Annotated in this window: 25 protein-coding genes; 6 read left to right on the plus strand and 19 right to left on the minus strand. The window is 55.5% G+C overall.

Annotated features, from left to right (window positions below; all coding sequences use genetic code 11):
* Position 1 precedes the first annotated feature (1 nt).
* The 12 genes from ACR0NO_RS16750 to ACR0NO_RS16805 all read right to left on the minus strand — a co-directional run bounded on the left by ACR0NO_RS16750 (position 2) and on the right by ACR0NO_RS16805 (position 10,582).
* Positions 2-436 carry a DUF302 domain-containing protein gene (locus tag ACR0NO_RS16750; protein WP_425085469.1) on the minus strand — a complete coding sequence of 145 codons (435 nt, stop codon included), beginning with the start codon at positions 434-436 and terminating at the stop codon, positions 2-4.
* Between the two features lie 80 nt (positions 437-516).
* A complete protein-coding gene (locus ACR0NO_RS16755) occupies positions 517-1,779 on the minus strand; it encodes an FCSD flavin-binding domain-containing protein (RefSeq protein ID WP_480724790.1) in 1,263 nt (420 codons plus the stop codon).
* 24 nt (positions 1,780-1,803) lie between these two features.
* Positions 1,804-2,514 (minus strand): c-type cytochrome, encoded by a 711-nt coding sequence (locus ACR0NO_RS16760; protein ID WP_170471072.1) that lies wholly within the window; start codon positions 2,512-2,514, stop codon positions 1,804-1,806.
* Between the two features lie 2 nt (positions 2,515-2,516).
* Positions 2,517-3,842 (minus strand): c-type cytochrome, encoded by a 1,326-nt coding sequence (locus tag ACR0NO_RS16765; RefSeq protein ID WP_480724791.1) that lies wholly within the window; start codon positions 3,840-3,842, stop codon positions 2,517-2,519.
* Positions 3,826-5,088, minus strand: a complete 1,263-nt coding sequence (soxC, locus tag ACR0NO_RS16770; RefSeq protein ID WP_170643562.1) for a sulfite dehydrogenase — start codon at positions 5,086-5,088, stop codon at positions 3,826-3,828. Before soxC ends, ACR0NO_RS16765 begins: the two co-directional genes overlap by 17 nt.
* A 24-nt stretch (positions 5,089-5,112) precedes the next feature.
* Positions 5,113-6,810 carry a thiosulfohydrolase SoxB gene (gene soxB / locus ACR0NO_RS16775; RefSeq protein ID WP_480724792.1) on the minus strand — a complete coding sequence of 566 codons (1,698 nt, stop codon included), beginning with the start codon at positions 6,808-6,810 and terminating at the stop codon, positions 5,113-5,115.
* Between the two features lie 87 nt (positions 6,811-6,897).
* Positions 6,898-7,743 carry a sulfur oxidation c-type cytochrome SoxA gene (gene soxA / locus ACR0NO_RS16780; RefSeq protein ID WP_480724793.1) on the minus strand — a complete coding sequence of 282 codons (846 nt, stop codon included), beginning with the start codon at positions 7,741-7,743 and terminating at the stop codon, positions 6,898-6,900.
* Between the two features lie 70 nt (positions 7,744-7,813).
* Positions 7,814-8,143, minus strand: a complete 330-nt coding sequence (gene soxZ / locus ACR0NO_RS16785; RefSeq protein ID WP_170380046.1) for a thiosulfate oxidation carrier complex protein SoxZ — start codon at positions 8,141-8,143, stop codon at positions 7,814-7,816.
* 34 nt (positions 8,144-8,177) lie between these two features.
* Entirely contained in the window at positions 8,178-8,594 is a 417-nt protein-coding gene (gene soxY, locus ACR0NO_RS16790) for a thiosulfate oxidation carrier protein SoxY (RefSeq protein WP_058275041.1), read from the minus strand.
* A gap of 46 nt (positions 8,595-8,640) precedes the next feature.
* Positions 8,641-9,117 carry a sulfur oxidation c-type cytochrome SoxX gene (soxX, locus tag ACR0NO_RS16795; protein WP_170380044.1) on the minus strand — a complete coding sequence of 159 codons (477 nt, stop codon included), beginning with the start codon at positions 9,115-9,117 and terminating at the stop codon, positions 8,641-8,643.
* Positions 9,118-9,248: 131 nt separating this feature from the next.
* Positions 9,249-9,827, minus strand: a complete 579-nt coding sequence (locus ACR0NO_RS16800; RefSeq protein WP_475217401.1) for a thioredoxin family protein — start codon at positions 9,825-9,827, stop codon at positions 9,249-9,251.
* A 14-nt stretch (positions 9,828-9,841) separates the two neighbouring features.
* Complete coding sequence (locus ACR0NO_RS16805) at positions 9,842-10,582, minus strand: cytochrome c biogenesis CcdA family protein (protein WP_480724794.1); 741 nt, start codon at positions 10,580-10,582, stop codon at positions 9,842-9,844.
* An 80-nt stretch (positions 10,583-10,662) separates the two neighbouring features.
* Between ACR0NO_RS16805 and ACR0NO_RS16810 the strand changes: the two genes are divergently transcribed.
* From ACR0NO_RS16810 to ACR0NO_RS16830, 5 genes are all read left to right on the plus strand, one after another.
* Positions 10,663-11,037, plus strand: coding sequence for a hypothetical protein (locus ACR0NO_RS16810; RefSeq protein ID WP_480724795.1), 375 nt, complete (start codon positions 10,663-10,665; stop codon positions 11,035-11,037).
* A gap of 100 nt (positions 11,038-11,137) precedes the next feature.
* A complete protein-coding gene (locus ACR0NO_RS16815; protein WP_170380040.1) occupies positions 11,138-11,446 on the plus strand; it encodes an ArsR/SmtB family transcription factor in 309 nt (102 codons plus the stop codon).
* 42 nt (positions 11,447-11,488) lie between these two features.
* Entirely contained in the window at positions 11,489-12,550 is a 1,062-nt protein-coding gene (locus tag ACR0NO_RS16820) for a YeeE/YedE family protein (protein ID WP_480724796.1), read from the plus strand.
* Between the two features lie 403 nt (positions 12,551-12,953).
* Complete coding sequence (gene mgrA / locus ACR0NO_RS16825) at positions 12,954-14,021, plus strand: L-glyceraldehyde 3-phosphate reductase (protein WP_480724797.1); 1,068 nt, start codon at positions 12,954-12,956, stop codon at positions 14,019-14,021.
* A 318-nt stretch (positions 14,022-14,339) separates the two neighbouring features.
* A complete protein-coding gene (locus ACR0NO_RS16830; RefSeq protein WP_480724798.1) occupies positions 14,340-15,479 on the plus strand; it encodes an alpha/beta hydrolase in 1,140 nt (379 codons plus the stop codon).
* A 269-nt stretch (positions 15,480-15,748) separates the two neighbouring features.
* Here ACR0NO_RS16830 and gyrB read toward each other — a convergent pair whose 3' ends face one another.
* Both gyrB and ACR0NO_RS16840 read right to left on the minus strand, forming a co-directional pair.
* Positions 15,749-18,166 (minus strand): DNA topoisomerase (ATP-hydrolyzing) subunit B, encoded by a 2,418-nt coding sequence (gyrB, locus tag ACR0NO_RS16835; protein ID WP_170463049.1) that lies wholly within the window; start codon positions 18,164-18,166, stop codon positions 15,749-15,751.
* Positions 18,167-18,268: 102 nt separating this feature from the next.
* Positions 18,269-18,841 carry a TetR/AcrR family transcriptional regulator gene (locus tag ACR0NO_RS16840; protein ID WP_480724799.1) on the minus strand — a complete coding sequence of 191 codons (573 nt, stop codon included), beginning with the start codon at positions 18,839-18,841 and terminating at the stop codon, positions 18,269-18,271.
* 100 nt (positions 18,842-18,941) lie between these two features.
* Between ACR0NO_RS16840 and ACR0NO_RS16845 the strand changes: the two genes are divergently transcribed.
* Positions 18,942-19,508 (plus strand): carboxymuconolactone decarboxylase family protein, encoded by a 567-nt coding sequence (locus tag ACR0NO_RS16845; protein ID WP_480724800.1) that lies wholly within the window; start codon positions 18,942-18,944, stop codon positions 19,506-19,508.
* On the opposite strand, the gene recF is transcribed toward ACR0NO_RS16845, so the two are convergent.
* The 5 genes from recF to ACR0NO_RS16870 form a co-directional block, all read right to left on the minus strand.
* Complete coding sequence (gene recF / locus ACR0NO_RS16850; RefSeq protein ID WP_480724801.1) at positions 19,505-20,602, minus strand: DNA replication/repair protein RecF; 1,098 nt, start codon at positions 20,600-20,602, stop codon at positions 19,505-19,507. The genes ACR0NO_RS16845 and recF overlap by 4 nt on opposite strands.
* A 59-nt stretch (positions 20,603-20,661) precedes the next feature.
* Positions 20,662-21,783: a DNA polymerase III subunit beta gene (gene dnaN, locus ACR0NO_RS16855; protein WP_480724802.1), complete on the minus strand. Its 1,122-nt coding sequence runs from the start codon at positions 21,781-21,783 to the stop codon at positions 20,662-20,664.
* A gap of 224 nt (positions 21,784-22,007) precedes the next feature.
* A complete protein-coding gene (gene dnaA / locus ACR0NO_RS16860; RefSeq protein WP_480724803.1) occupies positions 22,008-23,384 on the minus strand; it encodes a chromosomal replication initiator protein DnaA in 1,377 nt (458 codons plus the stop codon).
* Positions 23,385-23,914: 530 nt separating this feature from the next.
* Positions 23,915-24,178 (minus strand): 30S ribosomal protein S20, encoded by a 264-nt coding sequence (gene rpsT / locus ACR0NO_RS16865; protein ID WP_142638226.1) that lies wholly within the window; start codon positions 24,176-24,178, stop codon positions 23,915-23,917.
* 226 nt (positions 24,179-24,404) lie between these two features.
* Complete coding sequence (locus ACR0NO_RS16870; RefSeq protein ID WP_480724804.1) at positions 24,405-25,181, minus strand: enoyl-CoA hydratase; 777 nt, start codon at positions 25,179-25,181, stop codon at positions 24,405-24,407.
* Positions 25,182-25,228 lie beyond the last annotated feature (47 nt).

Raw genomic sequence — 25,228 nt, forward strand, 5'->3', positions numbered from 1 at the left:
TTCAGTTCCCAACGGCTTCTTCGACGATTCCTGACAACAGAGACTGGACCTTTTGCATTGGCCCGTCAGGGTAGCTTCGGTACCCAACCATCACGCCACTGTCGTCTTCAGCCACAAATATCCCGTAAGGGCAAAAGCCAATATTCATTGGGTCGGCTTCCATGACCTCACGCGAAATTTTTGCCGAGCAGAAAATGAAGATATCTGCGGCCGCAAATATCTGCTTGTCGCTGCCAACATCTGCGCCTGTTCGATTCAGCATTTCCCCAACATGGCTCACATAGTCGATGACCAGCCCCTGTCCCACAATCGCGGACTCGACGGCGAACGTTGCATCATCAAAACTGCCGTCGAAGGGGATAGTGATGATCTCTTCTGCAAGCCCTTGGCTCGCCAGAACAGTGGAAAACGCGGCTGCGGCGATAAAGTGTTTCATGGTTTTAGTCCTCCTCCAGAACCGCATTTTCTCAGATTGATCATCAGGGTCTTTGACACCGGTCAAAGCCCCCGAATGCCTCAACCGAACATGTCCGAAGTGATACCGGCGTACCAACCAAGAGACTCTTCGTAAGTCGCTTTCCTCAGGTCGGCATCTTCACCGGTCTGGCTGATAAAGCCGTCGACTTTCGCGATCTTTTCAGGCGTCGCCTCATAGGTCGCACCCACCTTCACGCCATCATCGGTATCGATCAGCGACCAGCATGTATTCGAGAACTTGGCCGGGAATACTTTAGACCCGGTCAACGCACCTCTTACTGCGTTCGCACATACTTTCGCCTGGCTGTTTGCCGAAAAACCGGATTTCGGCATGTCACCCTGCTGGCTGGCATCACCAAGAACATAGATATCCGGATCGGCTTTGGAGGACATGTCCGCAGCGTTTACTGGTGCCCAGTTGCCATCGGTCACTCCCGCCATTTCCGCAATGCGACCGGCTTTCATCGCCGGTATCACATTGCAAACATCGACCTTTGTCTCTTCGCCGTCGATGGTCACCGTCATTGCTTCCGGATTCACGGATACATTTCCGCCGCCGAAGTCTTCGCCGATCCAGTCAACCATTCCTTCATAGTTGTTTCCCCAGCCTTCTTGGAACAATGCCATTTTCGAGAATTTCGGCTTCGGATCAGCTACAATGATCTTTGCTGTTGGGTTGTTTGCCTTCAGCACGTGCGCTACCATCGAAACCCTTTCATACGGCCCGGGCGGGCAACGGTACGGGTTAGGAGGAGCGACCATCGCGAAAGTACCTCCTTCGGGCATCGCCATGATCTGCGCTTTCAAAAGCTCAGTCTGAGAACCAGCCTTGTACGCATGTGGCATCTTGTTTTGGGCCGATAGGTCCCAGCCCTCGACCGCGCCATCAACAAAGTCGATACCCGGGCTGAGGATCAGTTTGTCATAAGGAACTGACCCACCACCTGCCAAGGACACCGTCTTTACGTCGCGGTCGACCCCAGTGGCCCAATCATGCACGACGTTGATACCGTAGTTCGCGGCAAGCGTGCCGTAGCTGTGGGCGATGTCCGATAGCTCCTGAAAACCTCCCAAATAAAGGTTTGAGAAGAAACAGGTGTAGTAGGTCCGAGACGGCTCGATCAGCGTCACGTCAATCTCACCTTTGCTGTCCTTTGCAATGTACCGCGCGGCAGTTGCACCGCCTGCACCGCCACCAACAACCACTACACGGGGCTTGCCTTGAGCCAGCACCATCGGAGCAGATAGCCCGGCGGCCACTACCCCGGCGGCTCCAAGAAATACTCGTCTATTGAGTGTCATCGCGTTTCCTCCCCTTAGGCACTTTCATTCTGGATTATTGAAGTAGGCGGCCAATGCCGCGATCTCGTCATTGCTCAGCCGTCCGGCAATCATTTGCATGACCGGATGTGGCCGCTGTTTGTCCTTGTAAGCGTGCATGGCGACCACGAAGTCTTCGTCAGGCCAGTACACAATCGAAGGAATGCCCTCATCGCCCCCTTCGATCTGGTGACACGTTGTGCATTCGCTGCTGAGATATGCGCCGTACTCAGGATCTCCTTGTATCGCCAGGATCGCGGGATCGATCGAATGATCCGTGCCTTTCGCGGTTGGGTCCGCTTCCGGGATGTCCTGAGGATTGTCAGAGAACGCCCGCAAATAGGCGATCACGTTGGCGCGGTCTTCCGGGTCTTTCAAACCGGGAAAACTCATCCTCGTACCCGACGCAAATGCACGTGGGTTTTCAATGTAGGCGGACAGAGTATCAGCGTGCCATTCCAGACCCGAGTTACCCGCACGCTCTAGGCTTTTTGAGTAATTGAAACCATCCAGACCAGCAGCCTTGCGCCCAAAGACACCATTCAAATGCGGCCCGATTTTGTTTTTGGCTCCATCTCCAACCTGATGACAGCCTTTGCATTTGGCGAACACTTCTTTTCCGGCTTCGGCGTCGCCGAGGCCTTCGGTGGCGTGGGTCGATGGGGCAACAGCAACCATAACCGCCGCGCAGGTCAAAAAAATGTTCAACCACCGCATGATCAGCTTCCGAACGACTTGAGGTAAACGATCACGGCTTCAATATCGTCTGGTTTCCTAAGCCCAGCAAAAGACATGCGTGTGCCCTTCATGTAGTCCTTGGGTTTTGCCAGGAAGGCCGCCATTTCTTCTTCGGTCCAAACAAGACCAGCCTCGGCAGCTGTTTTCATAGCTTTGGAGTATTTGAAACCTTCAACCGACCCTGCGTTGGCTCCGATAACCCCGTTCAGCGCCGGACCCGTACTGTCCTTTGCACCGTCACCAACCTGATGGCAGGATTTGCACTTCTTGAACACCTTCTCACCGGCTGCGAACAGTTCCGTAGTCTGGTCAGCCTCGTCGATTTCTTGAATAGCCGGTGTTGTGGCGGCTTCTTCCTCAGGCTTTGGCGCTGCGGTCGGAATGAACGAGGGCCCTTCCGCCGTGAACGTCGGTAACCCGTCCGCGCTGGCTTCATTCATGACCGAATTCGAACCGCCTTCTGGTGGTGTCTCAACCAGAAAGACAGAACGCATAGTAACCGCTGCCTCTGTCTTGCAGTTCTCCATGCAAGGCTCTTCTCGCCATTCCGCGTATTCCGTCTCGGGTCGCACATCGACGACAAAACCGTCCATATTGTACATCTCGAAATCGGCGAAGTTTTCGTTGCTAAGAACGAAGTCGTCATCCACCAGATCATTGGAATAAAGGATGTAGGCGACGATTGCGTAGGTCTCATCCGCCGTAAGCGTGCCCGCTTCACCAAACGGCATTGAGCGGGAAATGTAGTCCCAAGCGGTCGACAAATGCGGCCAATAAGACCCAACAGTTTTCACGGGGTCTTCGTCGGCAAGCGTATCGAAACCGCCGGCCAAAACGGGCCAATTGTCGGCGCCTTCAGCAAACTCTCCGTGACAGGACGCACAGCGATCGACAAACACTTCTTCTCCGGTCCAGACATCGCCTGATCCAACCGGCAAACCGCGCCCGTCGGGCAAGACATCGACGTCCCAAGCCGCGATCTCTTGCTCAAGCGCGGGGCGCCCAAGCCCATAGGTGCCTTCGCTGCTGGGCGCAGGCGCGGTCAGGTTCATCCCGTTTGCGACCCGCTCGGCCGCTGCGGTCTGGATTTCTTCGACCTTGGCCGCCAGTTCGGCTGCCCGGCTGGCCTCTGCTTGCGCGTTTTCCTGGGCTGTAGCCGCATGCGCCTCAACCTGACTGATCCGGGTTTCCAAGGTTTCTATCTGCGATTGGCCGTAATTCCGGTTCGCAATAGCCACTGCCGCCGCAAGCACTAACGCCGTGCCGCCGAATACAGGCAGGAAAACATGACTAAGAGACTTCGACATTCTCGGCGATCCCTTCTGCGCTCACGTACCAAGTCTGGATACAATTGTTGTGGTAGACCGAGTTCTCTCCGCGCTTATCGCGTAGCTGGTCTTTGGTCGGCTGCACATAGCCGGTCTCATCTATTGCCCGGGCCTGCAAAAGCATTGGCGCTCCGTCCCAGTTTGTATCGAGATAGAACCGCGTCAAAGCCTTGCTGTCGCCCTGCTTGCCAAGACGCGCCGTCTCCCAGGTGATCCCACCGTCCTTGGACACATCGACCCGCGTAATTTGACCGTGGCCTGACCAGGCAAGTCCGGAAATAACCAAAGGTCCCGGTCCATGTTTGATAGGCATTTGCGGACTGGGTGAAGTGATGACGGATTTTGCATCCATCACCCAAGTCCATTTCTGGGCCGTGCCATCGGCGTAAACATCAGTGTATTTTGAAGTTTCTTCGCGGCTTTCGACCGCCATATCGACAACCTCAATGCGGCGCAGCCACTTGACCCACATGTTGCCTTCCCACCCGGGAACAACCAGTCGCACGGGGTAACCGTGTTCCATGCGCAGTGCTTCACCATTTGCCTTGAAAGCCACCAACACGTCATCCAGCGCTTTTTCCATCGGGATAGAGCGGCCATTGGATGACGCGTCTGCGCCCTCAACATAGACCCATTTGTCTGGTGAGATATCCGCGCCTGCTTCCTGCAACAGCGTACGCAGCGGAACACCGGTGTATTCCATGTTGTGAATCATGCCATGGGTGAATTGGACGCCGTTGAGTTGCGCACCAGCCCATTCCATCCCTGTATTTGCCGCGCATTCGCAGAAATACACATGGTTTTCGCGCGGGAACCGCTCGATGTCATCGTAGGTAAAGACCAGCGGGCGATCGACCAGCCCGTTGATCATCAGGCGATAGTCCTCTTTGCGCAACTCGATCGCGCCCGAATGATGACGCTCAAAAGCGCATCCTTGCGGAGTGATCGTGCCATCAAGCGCGTGGATCGGCGTGAAGTTGATCGACGAAATCGGAGAGGCGGTCAGCCATTCCACGTTGCGCCGAACGACATGAGATTCGAAGCTGATCGGCATGCCATAAGGTGACTCATCGACACCGGCACCCGTGTAAGATGCCCAATCCTGAAGCTCTGTTATCAGTGGATCAGGCGTGTTTGCGGCTGCCGCGCCCGCAACTGATCCTGCGGCGACCGCAGCGCTGCCTTTCAGGAAGGCCCGGCGGGACGGTTTGAACGCGTCATCCATATCTCTTAGGTCTCCATCTGTTTCTTAAGCGCCGACAACATCGACACTGGTGTTCTCTTGCACCGTGACGGTGCCAAGGTTGCGAATGTGGTTTTCGACGACATCCCAGATCGGCGGGCCCTCGGTGCCTTCGTTGACACTGGCCCAACCAGCCACGACGTAGGTCTTCGATGGATCAATCGCTTCACCCGTTTTGAGCAGGGTCATTTCGCTGATCCGCTGCCCTTGTGGTTTGGTCACATCGATGCGGTAGCCAAGCCCACCGACCCGGACCATATCGCCGCCCTGCTGGTAGTAGGGGTCGGGATTGAACAGGTTGTCACCGACATCCTCGAGGATTACATGGATGAATTCGCCAGTCATTTCCGTGCGATAGGCATTTGGATACGACATTGATGTGACGTTCCAGATGTCCTCGCGCGTGATATCTTGCCCCGGCAGGATCGAGGGTCCCCAACGGACGCCAGGCGACATCGCGATGTCTGCCTCACGCTCATTGATCAGGGCATCGCAAATCAGGTCATCCCACGTGCCGTTGAAATTGCCGCGGCGGTAGAGCAACGAATCCGTTTTGCCAATCACCTCACTCAGCGCAGCTTCATAAGACGCGCGCTGATCATTTATCAGAGCGGTGATCGCAGGATCAGGAGCGATGACGTCAGAGAAGATCGGGATCAGCTTGTGCTTCAGCCCCATCATCTGCCCGTCCCTCACGTCGAGATCGACTCGGCTGACGAATTTACCGTTCGAGCCAGACGCGATGATATGAGTTTTTCCGACCAGAACCGGCTCGGGAAGTGCGTCATGGGTGTGACCGCTGAGGATCACGTCGATCCCTTGCACCCGACCTGCCATCTTCTTGTCCACGTCAAAGCCGTTGTGACTGAGGACAACAACGACATCGGCACCGGCATCGCGAACCTCGTCCACCATGGCCTGCATGTTTTCGTCTCGGATACCGAACGAATATTCTGGGAACATCCAGCCTGGGTTCGCGATTGGCATGTAAGGAAACGCTTGCCCGATAACAGCAACCTTTGCACCGCCCCGATCAAAGAGCTTATAGGGCTGGAACAATTCTGCAGGTTCGTCCCACTCGGCATCAAAGATGTTTTGACCCAAGGCCGCAAAGGGCAAACCTTCGACGATTTTGTTAACCCTGTCGCTGCCCAACGTGAACTCCCAATGGAAGGTCATAGCATCGGGTTTCAGCGCGTTCATGACATTGACCATGTCCTGACCGGCCGTCTGATAGCAGGTGTAGGAACCGTGCCAGGTATCGCCCCCATCCAATAGAAGCGCATCGGGACGGTCAGCACGAATGGCGTTTATGACAGTTGAGACGCGGTCCAATCCACCGACCCGACCGTAAGTCTTGGCCAGCGCAGAGAAATCATTGTAGGTCAGCGCATAGGCCGACGGGCTTCCATCTTCGATCCCGTACGCCTTGCGGAAAGCCGCCCCTGTGACATGCGGCATCTGCCCTCGCGCATCGCCAATACCAAGGTTTATCTCAGGTTCGCGAAAAAAGATCGGCTTGAGTTGCGCGTGAATATCGGTGACATGGATCAAGCTGATATTGCCGAAGGTCTCGAACTCCAGCAATTGATCCTGCGTTAGGCTTTGCTGAGCGGCAAGCTTGGCCCATTTGCCAAACCCGGATGCCCCGTACAGAGCCGAGGCTGCCATTGAAACCTGCAAGAAGTCACGTCGAGAAATCATCTATCAGCCTTCCTGTAACACATATAAATGTGTGAATGTTATATGCATGAAAAACCCGCGCAGGACAACGCCCGCGCGGCTCGTTCGTTATTGACGTACAGCAGGAGTTTCGACTGAAAGCCCGTTGCCACGCGAGGCCACATAGAGCTCAAGCGCGCGAAACTCGTCCGAACCTTCGGCAAAAGTTTCCGCCCGCGTATCGCGAATACAGCCGCGGAAACGATTGTGGCGCGAGATCAGCTTGGCCTGTTTCAGACGATACGTCGGGAACCCGTTGATCATACCTTGGCTCAGGTGGTCGGCACGGATCATGTTGCCCCAGTTGTCTTCATGACAATTGGCACAGCTCAACTCCAGCTGACCATAGCGGGTATAATACATCTCCTTGCCCTGTTCCCAGTACGGGGCGGCATCGCCATCAATCGCGACATTCATAGGCAACCCACGTGATTGCAGACCGATCAAAGCGACCATGCCTTGCATATCGCCCCCGGACCATTTCCAGGCATCCGCTTCCATGCGGTCCGTACGACACTTGTTGATCAGATCTTCCATGACGACCAGCTTGCCGGTTTCAGCATCCACCTTCGGCATAGACGCCTGCAATCCCTTGAAGCTTTCCACCCCATCGTGGCATGAGGCGCAGCTCTCGCCAGCGGCACCATCAACGGCCTCGAAGAGATCGGCGGCCTGATCGACGAAGATCATTGCAGGATTGTCGAAGTCATCAATTTGGAGCGCTTGCGTTTCATCCGTGCGGAAATGCCAACCCGAATAGATCGTGTCCAAGTTTTCCAGATGTGCCGGAGCTTCAGTGACCGAGGTCATGTCCAGCTCATCATTGATCGTGAGATTGTCTTCGTCCGGTCCAGCCATCGCTGCAGCCGGGAAAACCAGAATTGCCGCGATCGCCTTAATTGCCTTGATATTCATTGCGTTCCTCCCTTGGTGGATCAGCGCCAATTCCTCGGACCCGCGCTGATCTGCCTTAGTCGTCGAGCCGTCAGGCGATCTCGATCGTTTTCTTCTCATCGTAGACAGAGCCGTCATCATCGTACCAGGTGAAGACAAACTCACCGGCCTCGGGCACAGTCGCTTCGAACTGGAAGTACGGGTTGGTCGAAATCGCCGGCTCCATCGTCACATCAACCACCATTTCTCCGTTAAACTCGCAGGTGAAACGGTTGATGATCGAGCGCGGGATGACGTTGCCTTCTTTGTCTTTTCGCTGGCCGCTTTCCATCTTGTGGCTGATCAATGTCTTAATCGTAACGGTTTCGCCAGCAGCGGCTGTCTTTGGAACCTTGACGCGGGGTTTTACACCGGATGCCATTGGTTAGTCTCCTGTTCTTCAGGGCGCGTGGCGATCAGCCGCCGCAGCCGCCGATTGTCACTTTTACGGTCGCGGACGCTTTGGCAAAGCTGCCATCCGCCATCTTCGCCACGGCAATGACATCCTGCGTTCCGGCAAGACGGATGCGAGTTGATGCGGCTTGTTCAGCAGCCAACGGACCAAAATTGAAAGTTGCAACGCCCGGTTCGGGGTTACCTGCAGCCACGATAAGAATTGCAGCTGCGCCCGGAGCACTGACTTCGATTGGTACGGTATTGCCGTTTTCTGCGATTTCCGGTGCAGTCAATGTAACACCGCCGTCAGCCACATCTGCCCCGCCCGTAAATGCCGCGATGGCATCTTCAGCAGCTGCATTTGCCCGAAGCGGCATAATTGTCAGGAACGCGGCGCCCAGCCCAAGGGCCAGTGTCTCGCGGCGAGAGAGTTCCATTTTCAATCTCCTTTGAAACTTCGAAAATTCACGCTTTAAGGCGCGACTATTCTTCTTTCAGGGTCGCAAGAAACGCGACCACGTCCTCGATTTCCTGCGCTGTCAGGATCGACGTCAAAGGCGCGGTTGGAGCTTTTCCGGTATAGGCGTCACCCGGGCGGATATAGCCGTCATCCTTGTAGAAAGCTGGCATCACCGTGCCTTCAAATGTCATCTTTGCGTTTGCGACCAACCCTCGAAGCTCTGCTTCGGTCCAACGATCACCGGCACCATCCAGCATCGGGCCGACTTCACCGTGGAACGGGATGTCTGCTAAAACCGTGACCGCGTGGCACGCGACGCAGTTGCCTTTTGACTTGTCACCAACGATGAGCGCGCCATTAGCCGCGTCGCCAGCAGCACCGGTCAACGAAGCCTCAATGGCACCATAGTCGTCATAGGTTACGTCCTGCGGATCTGTATCTGCCGCATATGCAGCAACGCCCGTCATTGCGCAGACCAATGTTAAGAGTCTCAGCTTCATGATCCCTCCCATTTGCTAACGCGCCGACGGCGCCTTGCGACCCAAAGCCTTTGTGTACCGTAGTCGACGAGTACCGCTTGTCGCAACATTAAATTCATAATAATGAATTTTTTTATTTATAACGACAGCGCTCAATCTTGAGAAATATTGTTTCGCTCTTGAATGCGCCGCGCATGATACCGTTGGAAATCTTCACCGTTATCAAGCTCATATCGCTTTTCATCGACCCAGGTGAAAAGGTCTAAGGTTGTTCCCTTTGAGAACGCTCCGGGCATAACAGCGACCGCAGCATCGATGGCTGTCGCGCCCTCCGGCACCTCTTCCGGCAGAAAAACAAGCGTCGGGGTAAACAGAATCCCCCATTTTCGCATCAGCGCTCTTTGCTCATTTTCTTCCCCGTCAAAGTCGGTAGCGGTGGTGCTGCCATGCAGATCCAGTTGGACAACAAAGAAATTCTCTTCGATGAACGCTGCAAGGTCAGGCTGGGGGAACACCTCTTCATGCATTTTTTTGCAGTAGATGCAGCCTTGTTGCTCAATAAATAAAACCAACCGCTTGTCCTCGCTTGAGGCCTCTTCAAGATCCTCGCGGAGGTCTTTGAACGTGTCGCGCATCCACGGTGTTTTATGCAAACCGTCGTCGCCCAGCTCAGCGGCGGAAACTGCCCCGCCGATCAGACACGCGATCAATACTGACAAAACTCGTTTCATGTCTTCCTCCCGGATTATCCAATGGCTGCGAGCCAAGGCATATGGTCGAGCATCCATTGCGCGATGTAGTTGATGGAATTGGTTGCGATGAGGATTCCGAAGAGCACCAGAAAGCCACCCATCGCCTTTTCGATGAAGGGCAAGTGCTTTCTGAACCGCGCCATCCATTGCATGAAGGGGCTGACCAGAAAGGCCGCCAGAACAAACGGGGCGGTCATTCCAACCCCGTAGACGAATAGAAGCACCGCTCCACGCCAAGCCGTCTCGGTTCCGGCCGCTGTAAACAGGATCGCAGCGAGCACTGGCCCGACACAGGGTGTCCAGCCAAAAGCAAATGCCAATCCAAGGACATATGCCCCAACAAAGCTTACACTTGATGTCTCACCGACGTCCGCACGAAACTGGCGATACAAGAACCCGATGCGAATGAACCCCAGGAAATGCAGCCCCATCGCAATGATGATGGCCGCTGCAATCCAGCGCAGGATGTCGAAATACTCTCGGACCAGCTGCCCGAATATCGAAGCTGTCGCCCCCAGCGCCATGAAGATCGTTATGATCCCAGCTGCAAACGCTATTGCAGAAAGCGTTGCCCTGCGACGAACGCCGGCGGAAAGTGTTGACCCCGCAGATATCTGATCAATCCCGACGCCGGCCAGATAGCTAAGATAAAACGGCACGATAGGTAGGATGCAGGGCGACAGGAAAGACAACAGTCCTGCGACCAAAGCTCCTGCAAATGTAATGTCGAGCATGGTCAAACCTGTCCTGGCACGCTATCATTCACATATTCAAAATAGTAAAGATATGCCACTGCGGTCAATCGGAGCTTAAGATGCGCCACCTACTTCTGCTTTTGCTTGCAATCACGATGCTTGTTTCTCCGGTGATAACACGGGCAGAAATGACGCTTCTGATGGCCGAAGAAGATGGATGTATGTGGTGTGCACGTTGGGACACTGAAATCTCGGAGATCTATCCCAAGACGCCCGAAGGACATGCCGCGCCACTTCAGCGCGTCGATATTCACGCAGCTATGCCTGAAGGCATCGCATTGGAGCGGCCTCTATATTACACGCCAACCTTTGTTCTGCTGGACAATGGCCAAGAGGTTGGCCGGATCGAAGGCTATCCCGGCGAAGATTTTTTCTGGGGGTTGCTGGGCGTTTTGCTGCGTGACGCTGGGGTGCCGATTGAGACCTCTGGATAAAACGTGGCCAATAAAATAAACTGTTTCGAATGCGTGAAGCTATGAAAGCGAGGCGATCTTGTTGGACAAATCTTCGAAACTGCCTGTGTTCTCCAAGGACATGTGCGCCGAAGACCTGGACAGAATGATGGAAAATGCTCAGACGGCGTCAAATTTCCTCAAGGCAATTAGCCATGAAGGGCGCCTGATGATCTTGTGCTATCTGTCGTCGGGTGAAAAATCTGTCACGCAGATGGAAGAAATGCTCTCGGCGCGCCAAGCCGCCGTGTCTCAGCAACTATCTCGCCTACGCTTCGAGGGCTTGGTCAAAACGCGACGAGAGGGGAAAACGATCTACTACAGATTGGCGGATGATCGATCGACACAGATTCTGGAAGTCGTTTACGATCTATTCTGCAGGGAAAAGTAGAAGCCGCCAAAAATACCCGCCAGCTTTGGGAGGAGACTGGCAATGTTTGAAACATTGGGAGACGCCAACACCGTCGCCCTGATCGGTTTGATCGGTGGCATTGTGTTGGGCTTGGCCGCACGCATTGGCCGTTTTTGCACGCTGGGTGCAATTGAAGACTACCTTTACGCAGATGATGACCGGCGGCTGCGCATGTGGGCAATTGCGATCGGCGTAGCAATTGTCGGCAGCCACTTGGCTATGGCTTTCGGGTGGCTGGACCCTGTTGGAACAAGGTATCTTGCGCAGACTTGGAACCCACTTGGGTCGATCGTAGGTGGCCTCATGTTCGGTTACGGAATGGCCATCAGCGGGAATTGCGGCTATGGCGCGCTGGCAAGGCTTGGGGGCGGCGACCTTCGATCATTCGTCATAGTATTGATCATGGGTTTATCTGCTTACGTTGTCATGTCCGGGCCCCTGGCCTATTTGCGCGTTTGGGTCTTCCCCGAGGAGATGGGTCTTAGTGGCCCCCAAAGCATCAGCTTCCTTGCCGAACAATTTACCTCTATCCCAGCTTGGCTCATTGGCTCCGTTATTGGCGTTGCATTGGTGATTTTCGCCTTGGCAAACCAGCGTTTCCGCCGAACTCCCGCACAGGTGTTCTGGGGATCTGTAGTTGGACTGGCGATCGTATCTGGGTGGCTCGGTACGAATTGGGTGGCGACGCACGGTTTCGACGGTGAGCCAGTTCAAACCCATACCTTCGCTGCGCCCCTTGGCGACACAATATTCTACCTAATGACAGCCTCCGGAAACACTTTGTCCTTTGCGGTAGGATCAGTCTCCGGCGTTCTCATTGGCGCATTCTTGGGGTCCTGGTCCAAAGGTCATTTCAGATGGGAAGCATGCGAGGATCCACGTGAACTCAAGCGTCAGATGCTCGGCGCGGCGATCATGGGGCCAGGCGCGATCATCGCGGTCGGTTGCAGCGTCGGACAAGGTATATCTGCCTTCTCACTTTTGGCCTACAGCGCGCCTGTAACATTCGCTGCCATATTCGCCGGTGCGGCGATTGGGTTGAAACAACTCGTGTCTGGGCTGTCCTTCATAGCTGAGCGTTGACGTCACAGTTCAAACTAGAATTCACGTGTGGAGGACGGTTTCAGTAGTTCGCTCTTGTTGAGAAACCGATCGCTTTTGAAGGCAAATAGTCCGCATACCATGCCCGTTAGCAGTTCGAAAAGTCAGATGACCATCGCGGTGCAAGCCGCCGGTGTCTAAACGACAGACCCGCAATTCCGGTTTACGCCTCAAAACCTTCCCGTTTGTTTTGCCCATCGCTGCGGTGTGGTTCACCATAGGAGACATCCGCTGCCTTTGAGAGTTGGCATTGAATCCGAATGATCGGATAGTGAAATCTTTCACACGTGGAGCAAGGCTAACCACGAGAACGAATATGAGCTCGCGTCGATCTTGCTAAAGGTGATCCGTTTGACAGGCCCAACAATCCATTGATTATGTGCGCATGACCAAAGCTCAAAGACCGCCAAAGCCAAAACCCATTCCTTACACCCCGGAGCCGGACCGCTATGAGCGGATGGTGTATCGGCGATGTGGGCGGTCCGGAGTGAAGCTTCCTGTTGTCAGCCTAGGGCTGTGGCACAATTTTGGAGCGGACTCGACGCACGAAAACAAGCGAGCAATGTGTCGGGCTGCGTTCGACCATGGGATCACTCACTTTGATCTGGCGAATAACTATGGTCCACCACCCGGATCGGCCGAAGAGGCATTTGGCGAGATCCTCAAAACGGATTTCGCGGGTTACAGGGATGAGCTGATCATTTCCTCCAAAGCAGGCTACGACATGTGGCCGGGACCCTACGGAGAGTGGGGGTCGCGCAAGTACATGATTGCGTCTTGTGACCAATCACTTGCGCGCATGGGGCTTGATTATGTCGACATCTTTTATTCCCACCGCTTTGACCCCGATACCCCGCTCGAAGAAACGATGGGCGCGTTGGATCATATCGTACGGTCTGGTCGTGCGCTCTACGCAGGTATCTCGAGCTACAACTCCCAACGCACGCGCGAGGCGGTGAAAATTCTCAACGACCTTGGGACACCTTGTCTGATTCACCAGCCTTCTTACAATCTGCTCAATCGGTGGGTGGAGCGAGACGGTTTGCTCGATACCCTCGACGATCTTGGGGTAGGATCGATTGCATTCACACCGCTGGCACAAGGCATTCTGACGTCCAAGTATCTGACCGATATTCCGAGTGGTAGCCGTGCCACGCAAGGGAAGTCATTGCTCGATGGCATGATCAATGAGCGGTCATTGGCGAGTGTCCGTGCTCTGAACGACATGGCCGAAGCACGCGGGCAGACTCTGGCGCGAATGGCGTTGGCCTGGGTGCTCAGAGGTGGACGGGTGACGACCGCTCTGATTGGTGCGTCCCGGCCGGAACAGATCGTAGATTGCGCAGGCGCCGTTGATAATCTCGACTTCAGTGCTGACGAGCTGAAAAAGATCGATGAAATCAGTTCTGAGGAAGATATCAATTTGTGGGCGCGGTCCTCAGAAACAGAGTGACCATCCTTAGAACGTACGCAAAACCCTAGTCCTTTGACGCTTGCGATCTTTGGCGGATTGAACGTTTTTGGTTCGGCCTACCTGCTAACATGAGCCATCGGCCCTATATGCTCATTGGCCAATGAACCACTCTTCGGCAATGTGGCCCTCCCAAACTACCATTCGCTGCAGCAGCATGAATTGATGGAGAGTGAAGACACAACGTTTGTACAGAAATCACTACTCAGATCAAAAAGAGGGCCGTTATCGCTAGTCTGTTGACAGACAAGCAGCATACTAAAAAATATTGATCTAATCATGTTGCATGAAAATTTGAAAATGAAGCCTCTTTGGAATGGGGTTTCAGGTCCAACTAAAACGCTAGGGCTACGCTTCTTTTTTTTAGTAGTAGTTCTAGGCGTAGCTTCATGCATTCGACCTCCAGAACTCGTAGGCGTCGAAAATCCCCAATATCCTGCGTCAGATGTAGTTGAGGCCAAACGCCAGACAGTCTTTATTGCCACAACGCGACAGGCATCCGGAGCAGAGGGTGTTTTTTATTCGGGCGACCGCAGCGATACACTTGGACTAGCTTCGGTGGTAGTCACCATTCCGCCAAATCACAAAGTTGGAAAAATAGAAAGAACCAACGCTCTCCCCCCCAACCCTTCGAAGCATTTCACTATCATCGACCCAAAAGTTTATGCATCTGAAAACGCTTTTGTTTCGGACATTGACAAACAACTTCTTGCACTTGGCGCTTCGGAGCAAAACGTCCTATTTTTTGTTCACGGCTACAATACGACCCTAAGTGACGCCATTCTTAGATTGGCCCAATTTGTTGAGGATACTGAGTACGATGGGGTTCCGGTGTTAATGTCTTGGGCTTCTGCGGCAGAAACCCTCAAATATGTTTACGATATCAACAGTGCGCTTGCTGCTAGATCGGACTTCTTGAAAGCTGGTGAAATAGTCACGCGATCAAAAGCTCAGCAATTCGATATTCTTGCATTCTCAATGGGAGCGTTTCTTACAATGGAAGCGATCTCGCAAGCGGAATTAGCCGGAGAATTCAATCCTCGAAAAAGAGTGCGAAACATTATTCTTGCGGCGCCGGATATAGATTTGGCCGTTTTTGAGAACCAACTTTCCAAGATAAAACACGACAATCAAAAGATCTTTGTCTTAGTTTCGTCAGACGACAGGATTCTAAACTTCTCAAAATTCGTTTCTGGTGGAGTAGATCGCGTTGGCGCAACAGATGCAGCCGAGCTCGCAAAGTCTGGAGTAACCGTTATCGATCTAAGCCAAGTAAGAGATTCTAAGAGCACCAGCCACTCAAAATTTGCTGCTTCGCCAGAAGTCGTTCGGATATCTGGTGAAGCAATCCGGACAAGTAGACGTTCCAGTAGACGATCAACTGTAGAACTTCAGGATCTAATCGGTGACGCTTCCGTGGAAATCGTGGGCACAAGGTAGTCTGATCGTTTTCCCCTATATAATAAGTCTTCCTCGACTAGAAATGTAAACGGCGGCTTTGTCAGCAATGCTGTCATTGGCGCCAAGCGCAGCGAATGCCTGCTTTCCGCCCGCAAACGACATTGGGGTACAGCTAGGTGAGAAATTTCAAGCGAAGTCTAGGGCATTCCTTTTGCAAGATTGCGTTAGTGTCAGTCATGGCTACTACCAAAGCTAACAACGCTTGCCATAGTACGTTCTCGAACGATTTTGCGTATTCCTACAAGTTCTCAGAAATCCAGATTCTCAACGCTCAGAGCATTCTGCTGAATGAATTCACGGCGTGGTTCCACCACGTCACCCATCAGTTTGGTGAAGAGATCATCCGCTTCAACCATGTCATCCACACGTACCTGCAACAGGGTGCGTGCGTCCGGGTCCAGCGTGGTTTCCCATAGTTGATCGGGGTTCATCTCGCCCAAGCCCTTGTAGCGCTGAAGCGACAGGCCCTTTTCGCCCTCTTCCAAAATGGCGCGCAAAAGGTCCAGCGGGCCGTGGATCGCCTGCATCCGGTCGCGGCGGATTAGGGTAGCCGGAGTGTTGTAAACTTCCTGCAGGCTTTGTGTGAAGCTGCCGGTCTTGCGGGCCTCGCCCGAGCGCAGCATCGGGCCGTCCAGCGTACGGACCTCTTCAACGCCGCGAAGGATGCGGGCCAGACGGATGCCGTGATCCTGCGTGATACGGCCCTGCCAGCCGCGCTCGTATTCCAGCGCGATCAGGTCGAGACGGGCGGCAACCTTGTCGGCAACACCTTGCAGGTCGGCATCGACAGCACCGGGGACAAAGGCACCGGCCACGGCGGCCTGTTCCAGAATGTGACGCGGGTAGTGAGTTGGGAAGGCATCCAACACGCGTTTCAACTGGCGCGCTTCGTCGACAACGCGGGTCAGGTCTTGGCCGACGATTTCTTCGCCAGAGCCCAACTTCAGAACAGCACCCTCTACCCCCTGATTGATCAGATAGTCGTCCAGCGCGGCCTGGTCCTTCAGGTAAACCTCTGATTTACCACGTGAAACTTTATAGAGCGGCGGCTGCGCGATGTAGAGATAGCCACCTTCAATCAATTCCGGCATCTGACGGTAGAAGAAGGTCAGCAGCAGGGTTCTGATGTGCGCGCCATCGACATCCGCATCGGTCATGATGACGATCTTGTGGTAGCGCAGCTTTTCGATGTTGAACTCATCGCGGCCAATGCCGGTGCCCAACGCCATCACGAGGTTCCCGATTTCCTGAGACGACAGCATCCGATCAAACCGCGCACGCTCGACATTCAGGATTTTCCCGCGCAAGGGCAGAACGGCCTGAGTCAGACGATCCCGGCCTGTTTGGGCGGAGCCGCCCGCCGAGTCACCCTCGACCAGGAAAACTTCGGTTTTGGACGGGTCTTTCTCGGAACAGTCCTTCAGCTTCCCGGCCAGATAGTTCACATCCATCGCCGTCTTGCGGCGGGTCAGTTCACGCGCCTTTCGGGCGGCCTCACGTGCCAATGCGGCCTCGATGATCTTGCCGACGATCCCCTTGGCTTCATTGGGGTTTTCTTCGAACCACTCGGCCAGCTTCTCGTTCATCAAGCCCTCAACCGCAGGTCGTACTTCGGACGAAACCAACTTGTCTTTGGTCTGGGACGAGAATTTCGGGTCAGGTACTTTGACCGACAGCACGCAGGTCAGACCTTCGCGCGCATCGTCGCCGGTAAAGCTGACCTTTTCCTTCTTCGCGATCCCGCTGGACTGCGCATAGTTGTTGATCGTCCGGGTCAGAGCGCCGCGGAAACCGGCCACGTGCGTGCCACCGTCCCGCTGAGGGATGTTGTTGGTAAAGGGCAGAACCGTCTCGTGGTAGCTATCGTTCCACCACATCGCGATTTCGACACCAATGTCGTCCCGCTCGCCCTTGATATAGATCGGTTCGGGCATGGCCGGGGTCTTGGACCGGTCGAGGTATTTGACGAACTCCTTGACTCCACCCTCATAGAACAGCTCGGTCTCCAGACGTTCAGCGGGGCGCTCATCAATCAGGATGATCCGCACGCCCGAGTTCAGGAAGGCTAGCTCACGCAGGCGCTTCTCCAACGTCTCAAACGAGTATTCGAGGTTCGAGAACGTATCTGTCGAGGCCAAAAAGCGCACCTCGGTTCCGGTGCGATCGCCGCATTCGCCGACGACTTTCAGATGTTCAGCGGTCTCACCACGCTCAAAACGCGCAACGTGCTCTTTGCCCGCGCGCCAGATGCGCAGCTCCAGCCATTCGGACAGAGCATTCACAACCGAAACGCCCACGCCGTGCAGACCGCCCGACACCTTGTACGAGTTGCTGTCGAACTTACCACCCGCGTGCAGCTGGGTCATAATAACCTCGGCCGCCGAGACGCCCTCTTCGGGGTGAATATCGACCGGGATTCCGCGCCCGTTGTCACTGACCGAGACGCTGGAATCCGCGTGAATTTTCACGGTCACATGGTCGGCATGACCGGCCAGAGCCTCATCAATTCCGTTGTCCACGACCTCATACACCATATGGTGCAGACCCGAGCCATCATCCGTATCCCCGATATACATACCGGGACGTTTGCGAACCGCCTCTAAGCCTTTGAGAACTTTGATGGAATCTGCGCCGTATTCCTGGGGTGCCTGTGCGTCTTCGGACATGCCGTTAGTACCTATATTATTTTGGTAACTTATACGTTTTCTGGTGGGGAATGTCACGCGCTCCCCCAAGATTTTGTGGTTGAGATCCGATTTATCTGCGGATCAAAGCCGATCGAGGTCTGCCGCGATATCGGCGGCAATTTCGGCGGCGTTGACGTCGTCCCGTTCGGCCGTCAATCGCAGGCCCAGAAGGTCCGACTGATAGCGCGCAGCAAGGCGTTCGGGATCGTGATCTGGGCCTATCTCTCCGGCCTTTTGGGCGCGGCGAAACAGGTCTGCGAAACAGGATTTCATTGCGATCATATGCGCGCCTGCCTGACCGGCCAGATCGTGATCCTTTGCCTGCAACTCGGCATAGGTCTTGGCCAGCATACAAGCTTTGGTCGGCAGGTCAGAGGCAGCAATCACGCGATAGGGCTGCGCCTTGAGCGCCCCGAGCGGCCCCAGCTCCTCAGCCAAGGCCAGCATACTGGCAACCCCTTCTTGGGCGTAGCGCTCCAGCGCCAGCGCATAGAGGGCATCTTTCGAGCCAAACGCCGCATAGAAACTGCCCGGCTTCAGCTTCAACTCGCGCTCAAGGTCCTTCAGCGAAGTCCCGGCCCAGCCGTGACGCCAGAAGATATCACGCGCCTGCGCGATCAGCGCGTCTCGGTCATATGCGGGTTTGCGTGGCAATAGATCACCAATTCTTGAGTGTTTGCTCAAATATATACTTGAGTGATCGCTCAAGAAACCCTAAATACGACTCATCGCGCCAGAAATCAGGAGTTTTGACATGGCCAACTTCCCGTCTCACGACCTCGAATCCGCCCCTGAGGGGTCCAAACCGCTGTTGGAGAAATCACAAGCCGCCTTTGGCCGCCTCCCCGGTCTGCACAAGGTGATGGCGGAAAGTCCGCAGCATCTTGAGGCCTATCAGGTTCTGCACGGCCTCTTCCTGCAAACCGATTTCGACAATGATGAGAAAACCGTGGTTTGGCAGACCATCAACGTCGAGAATGAGTGCCACTACTGTGTCCCCGCCCATACCGGCATCGCCAAAATGATGAAGGTTTCGGACGAGATCACCGAGGCTCTGCGCAACGAAACCCCGCTGCCGACTGCCAAGCTGGAGGCCTTGCGCACTTTCACCCTGCAGGTGATGGAAACCCGCGGTAACCCGACCGAAGAACAACTGCAGGCGTTCTTTGACGCCGGTTACTCGCACCGCGCCGTTCTGGATGTGATTCTGGGTCTGGCGCAGAAAACCATGTCGAACTACGTCAACCACATGGCCAAAACTCCGGTCGATCAGGTCATGCGCAGTTTCCTGTGGGAACGTAAAGTCAACGAACCGGCCTAAGCCGACACGACCGAGCCCTCATCGCCTTCGGTAACAACCAGCGTTTGGGCCCGGTCTCCCAATTCCGCAAACAGCTCAGGCCCGGTGCCCGTCATCCAGGCCTGAGCGCCCAGCGCACAGATCTCATCATAGAGCGCCGCGCGTCGCCCGGCATCCAGATGCGCAGCCACCTCATCCAGCAACACAATCGGTGGCGCACCGATCATTTCCGCAAGCGCCCGTGCGTTTGACAGGATCAGGGACACAAGCAACGCCTTCTGTTCACCCGTGGAACAATCCTTGGCCGGAACCCCCTTGGCCGCGAACACCCCATACAGGTCCGAGCGATGCGGCCCGACCAGAGTCCGCCCTGCTGCAAGATCGCGGAAACGGCTTTCGCTGAGCGCCTCGCGCAGATCATCCGCAGTCTCGGGCATCGCACCTTCCGTTTGAATCAACTCCAAGTCTGCTGAAGGAAACGCCGTTTCGGCCTGATCCTGCGCGGCACGCAAATGATCCAATGCTGCAAGACGCGCCGCATGGATCCGATACCCTGTCTCGGCCATCTGACCTTCCAAAGCCGTGTACCAATGGGCGTCCCGGGCCTGATCTTTCAATAGCCGGTTCCGCTCACGCATAGCCTTTTCGTAGGTCAGCGAAGCCTCGGCATGCGCGGGATCAAAGCTCAGCGCGATGCGGTCCAGAAACCGCCGCCGCCCCTCGGCTCCTTCGGTCCACAACCGATCCATCGAAGGGATCAACCACACCACGCGCGCAAGCTTGCCCAGATCAATCTGACTGGCGGCCTTGCCATCAATCCGAACCTGACGTGCCGAGCCACTTTCGGACCATGTCTCGATCTCATACCGCCCGCCCAGGGCGCTCAGCAGGCCGGACAGTTTCCAGCCCAAGGCCTCGGGCCGCCGGGTCATCTCCGCCGCACTGGCCCGCCGCATCCCGCGACCGGGCGAGAACAGTGACACTGCTTCAAGGATATTGGTCTTCCCGGCCCCGTTCGGCCCATGGATCGCAACCGGGCGCCCGTCCAAAGACAAACGCGCCAATTTATGAGAACGAAAGTGCGAGACCGTAAGTTCGGTCAGGGCCAATCCCATGACCCCTCCCTTCTTCTGTTCAAAAATACCTCCGCCGGAGGCATCGCGCGCCAGCGCGATCAGACACGCATCGGCATTACGACGTAAACCGCGCTCAGATCGTTGCCTTCGCGCATCAAAGTCGGATCACCGGACGAGTTAAACAGGAACACCGCGTTCTCACGATCCACCTGCGATGCAATCTCGAGCAGGTATTTCGCGTTGAACCCAATCTCGAGACGTTCATCGCCGTAAGCAACGGCCAGCTCTTCCTCAGCCGCACCACTATCCGGCGCGTTGACCGACAACACCAGCTTATCCGCATCCAGTTGCAGCTTCACAGCACGCGAACGCTCTGACGAAACCGTTGCAACCCGGTCTACGGCTTGCGCGAACTCGGCCGCATCCACCTCCAGTTGGCGTGTATTGCCCTGCGGAATAACGCGTGTGTAGTCGGGGAAGGTCCCGTCGATCACCTTCGACGTCAGCGTGATATCCGGCGTGGCAAAGCGCACCTTGGTTTCGCTGACAGACACCGCGATGTCCATCTCGTCATCGTCCAACAGTTTGCGCAGCTCACCCACGGTTTTACGCGGCACGATCACACCGGGCATGTCCGCAGCACCATTCGGAAGGTCCGCATCAATCCGCGCCAGGCGGTGACCATCGGTGGCCACACAGCGCAGAACCTTGCCGCCTTCGGACCCGTCCGCGACATGCATGTAGACGCCGTTGAGGTAGTACCGTGTCTCTTCGGTTGAGATGGCGAATTTCGATTTATCGAACAACCGACGCAGCAACGCCGCCGACGCGGTGAAATTCGACTGATATTCCGAGGATGCCATGACCGGGAAATCCTCTTTCGGCAAGGTCGCCAGAGAAAAGTTCGACCGGCCTGCCTCAACCGTCAGACGGCCAGCGGCGCTGTCGGCTGTCAGGGTGACCAGCGCGCCATCGGGCAGTTTGCGCACAATTTCATGCAGGGTCGTGGCGGCCACGGTCGTCGCACCGGCCTTCTCGACCTGCGCAGGCGCTTTGTCGACAACCTCGATATCCAGATCGGTGGCTCGGAACAGGGTTTGGTCGCCTTCGGCCTCGATCAGCACATTGGCAAGGATCGGGATCGTATTGCGACGCTCCACAACGGATTGGGCCTGGGAAACGGCCTTGAGAAGGGTGCCGCGTTCGATGCTGATCTTCATACCCTTTATTCCTCTGACTTGCGTGCCGACATGGGCGGGACTGGCACGTTAGCGTCTCAGCCCTGAGGCACAAGGATTTTTTACCGATTTCTGGGTGGGAATACCCCGGTGGTCAAGAGGTACGCGCGCGAAACGCGTCCATTCCTCCGCAACCGTGGAGATTAGCGCACAAGAAAATGCCCCGGACGCACTGGCCCGGGGCATTTACTGACAATGGGTGCGGTTCAGGCCTCTAGCGAGCGGCGCAGCATTTCCACGTCTTCTGCGATCTGACCATCGGTTGTCTTCAGCTCTTCGATGCGCTTGACCCCGTGCATGACGGTTGTGTGGTCGCGCCCTCCGAAACGGCGGCCGATCTCTGGTAGAGAGCGGCTGGTCAATTGCTTGCACAGATACATGGCCACTTGACGCGGACGAGCATAGGACCGCAGGCGCTTGGGGCCGATAATGTCCGAGAGGCGGATGTTGTAGTAGTCCGACACTTTGCGCTGGATTTCCTCGACGGTGATCTTCCGCTCTGAGGCGCGCAGCACGTCAGCCAGACAATCCTGCGTCAGCTCCATGTCGATCTCACGCCCCACCAACGAGGCAAAGGCGAACAGACGGGTCAGAGCACCTTCGAGAACGCGTACATTGGTCGAGATGCGATGCGCCAGAAACTCCAGCACGCCATCGGCGATGACAAGATCGGGATAGGTGGCGATGTGCTGCTGGACCTTGTTCTGCAGAATGCCCAGACGCAATTCGTAATCGGTGGGATGCAGATCGACGACCAGACCACATTGCAGGCGTGATTTCACGCGATCTTCCAAATCCTTGATCTCACCCGGGGCGCGGTCGGCCGAGATGATGATCTGTTTGTTCTGGTCCACCAGCGCATTGAATGTGTGAAAGAACTCTTCCTGGGTCGAGTCCTTGCCCGCGATGAACTGAACATCGTCAACCATAAGTACATCGACCGAGCGGAACAGATGTTTGAAATCCATCATCCGGCGTTCGCGCAGAGCCTGAACGAAGCGATACATGAACTGCTCCGCCGACAGATAAAGCACGTTCAGCTCAGGGCTTTTGGTCTTCAGCTCCCATGCGATCGCGTGCATTAGGTGGGTTTTACCCAGCCCAACACCGCCATAGAGAACCAGCGGGTTGAACGTGACCGGGCCACCTTCGGCCACACGGCGCGCGGCGGCATGGGCCAGTTCGTTGGGTTTGCCGACAACGAAGCTGTCGAAGGTAAAGCGCGCATCCAAAGGTGCGGCTTGAAGATCCTCAAGCGCCGCATTGGCGGACTCCGCAACCGGTGCAGCAACTGCGGCCAGCTTGGGTTCATCCGTGACAACTGGCGGTCGGGTGGTCGAATTGGCAGCTGCCTTGAAAGCAAGACGTTGGACCCTCTCACCCGCGGTATTCAGTTCATACAGAATCAAATCTGCAAAGTTCTGGCTGACGTAATTTCCCATGAAGTTGGTCGGCACCGAGAACACGGCTACACCGTCCTGCAGCTCCTGAAATTCCAGAGGCTCAATCCAGGTGGTGAAGTTGTTCTTACCAACGGCCTTCAGTAGTTTGTTACGCAGTTGTCCCCATTTCTCTTGTGTCATCAAGCGCCTCACGCATCCCATTTTTTTTGACCTGTCGGTCTTATCAATCGTCGCCGGTTTCCCGGTCATTGACGTTCACGCACAAGGGTACCATGCGCCGGACTGTCCCATCCGGCGGGTAAATGAACACTCAGCATGCACAAATCGTATCCCGCAGCAGGATCCCGGAAAACCGGGGCACGCGTCGTAACCCAATTGTTTGACAGGGCTGAGATCGTCGGAAAACCCGAGACCCAGAGCAGATCGTTTCACCGGCCAAGGCCGGTTTTCGAACGCTGGTTCCTGCTGTCTGACTGATGCCCGTCAGTCAGATGGCTGGAACAGCCTGTCCCCCCAAGCGAGTGAATCGCTGACTCAGTGGTAGCAAGATGTTGCCTGTCGCAGCAACGAAACTCTGATATTGACTCGGGGTTCGGGGCGAAAGAATCTCTCGACTTCGTGAGGTCGCGGCTTTCTGGCAACAAACACGAAAGGCGCCGCAATGCGCGACGCCTTTACGTAGGAAAACACTTGACGCGTCCTAGCGGGAATCAACCCAGCGCTTTTACGCGTGCCGACAGGCGCGACATTTTACGCGATGCGGTGTTCTTGTGGAAAACGCCTTTGGTGACGCCGCGCATCAGTTCAGGCTGAGCTGCGCGCAGAGCTGCGGTTGCAGCGTCTTTGTCGCCGGATGCGATCGCTTCTTCAACTTTACGCAGGTAGGTGCGGATGCGCGAACGGCGTGCTTTGTTTACGGCGAAACGCTTTTCGTTCTGACGGGCGCGTTTCTTTGCCTGGGGCGAATTTGCCATGTGTCTCTGACCTTTGTTCGGTACGGTTATCTAGGGTTGCGCGCCACGGAATTATCCGCACCGGATCAGAAATCACGAGTGTGACTCGGGCCAAGCGGGCCGCACGCGCATGTATGACGGCGGTCTCTACCCAAGTTTTACGGGTTTGCCAAGCCGATTCTTGCCTCGTACGCCCAACAAAAAAGGCAGGCCATAGCCTGCCCTTCCTTAATTCTCTGTCACGACCCTACTTGTCGCGGAATTGAGCAGCGCGTTTTTCCAGAAACGCCGCCATGCCCTCTTTCTGGTCTTCGGTCGCGAACATCGAATGAAAGACGCGACGCTCGAACAGAAGACCTTCGCTAAGCGGTAGTTCATAGCTGCGATTCACCGCTTCTTTCGCGGCTGCGGCCGTCAGCAAAGATTTCTCAGCAATCTTATGGGCTGCGCCCACAGCTTCTTCAATCAGCTTCTTCGCAGGAACCACACGGCTGACAAGACCCGCGCGCTCGGCTTCTTCTGCGTCCATGAAGCGACCGGTCAGGTTCATGTCCATCGCCTTGGACTTGCCAACAAAGCGCGTAAGCCGCTGGGTGCCGCCGATGCCCGCGATAACGCCCAGATTGATCTCGGGCTGGCCGAACTTGGCTGTATCGGCTGCAATAATGAAATCGCACATCATGGCGACTTCGCAGCCACCGCCCAGCGCGTAACCCGCAACCGCCGCGATGATGGGCTTGCGAATGGCCGAGACGCGCTCGTTGACCGAGGCAAACAGGTCAGTGCTGAAAACGTCGACAAAGCTCATCTCGGACATTTCCTTGATGTCCGCACCTGCGGCAAACGCCTTGTCCGAGCCGGTCAGCACGATGCAGCGCACTTTGTCGTTCTGGTCCGCCTCTTCCAGTGCGGCGCACAGCTCACCCACCAATTGGGTGTTCAGCGCATTCATCGCATCTGGTCTGTCGAGTTTGATAAGGGCGACGTGGTCTTCGATTTCGACGATGATCGTCTCAAAAGCCATGAGGTATAAGCTTCCGGTTGTTCCGTTCAGGTACGATTCCTTAACAC

This window comes from Ruegeria sp. CL3 (assembly GCF_056536505.1).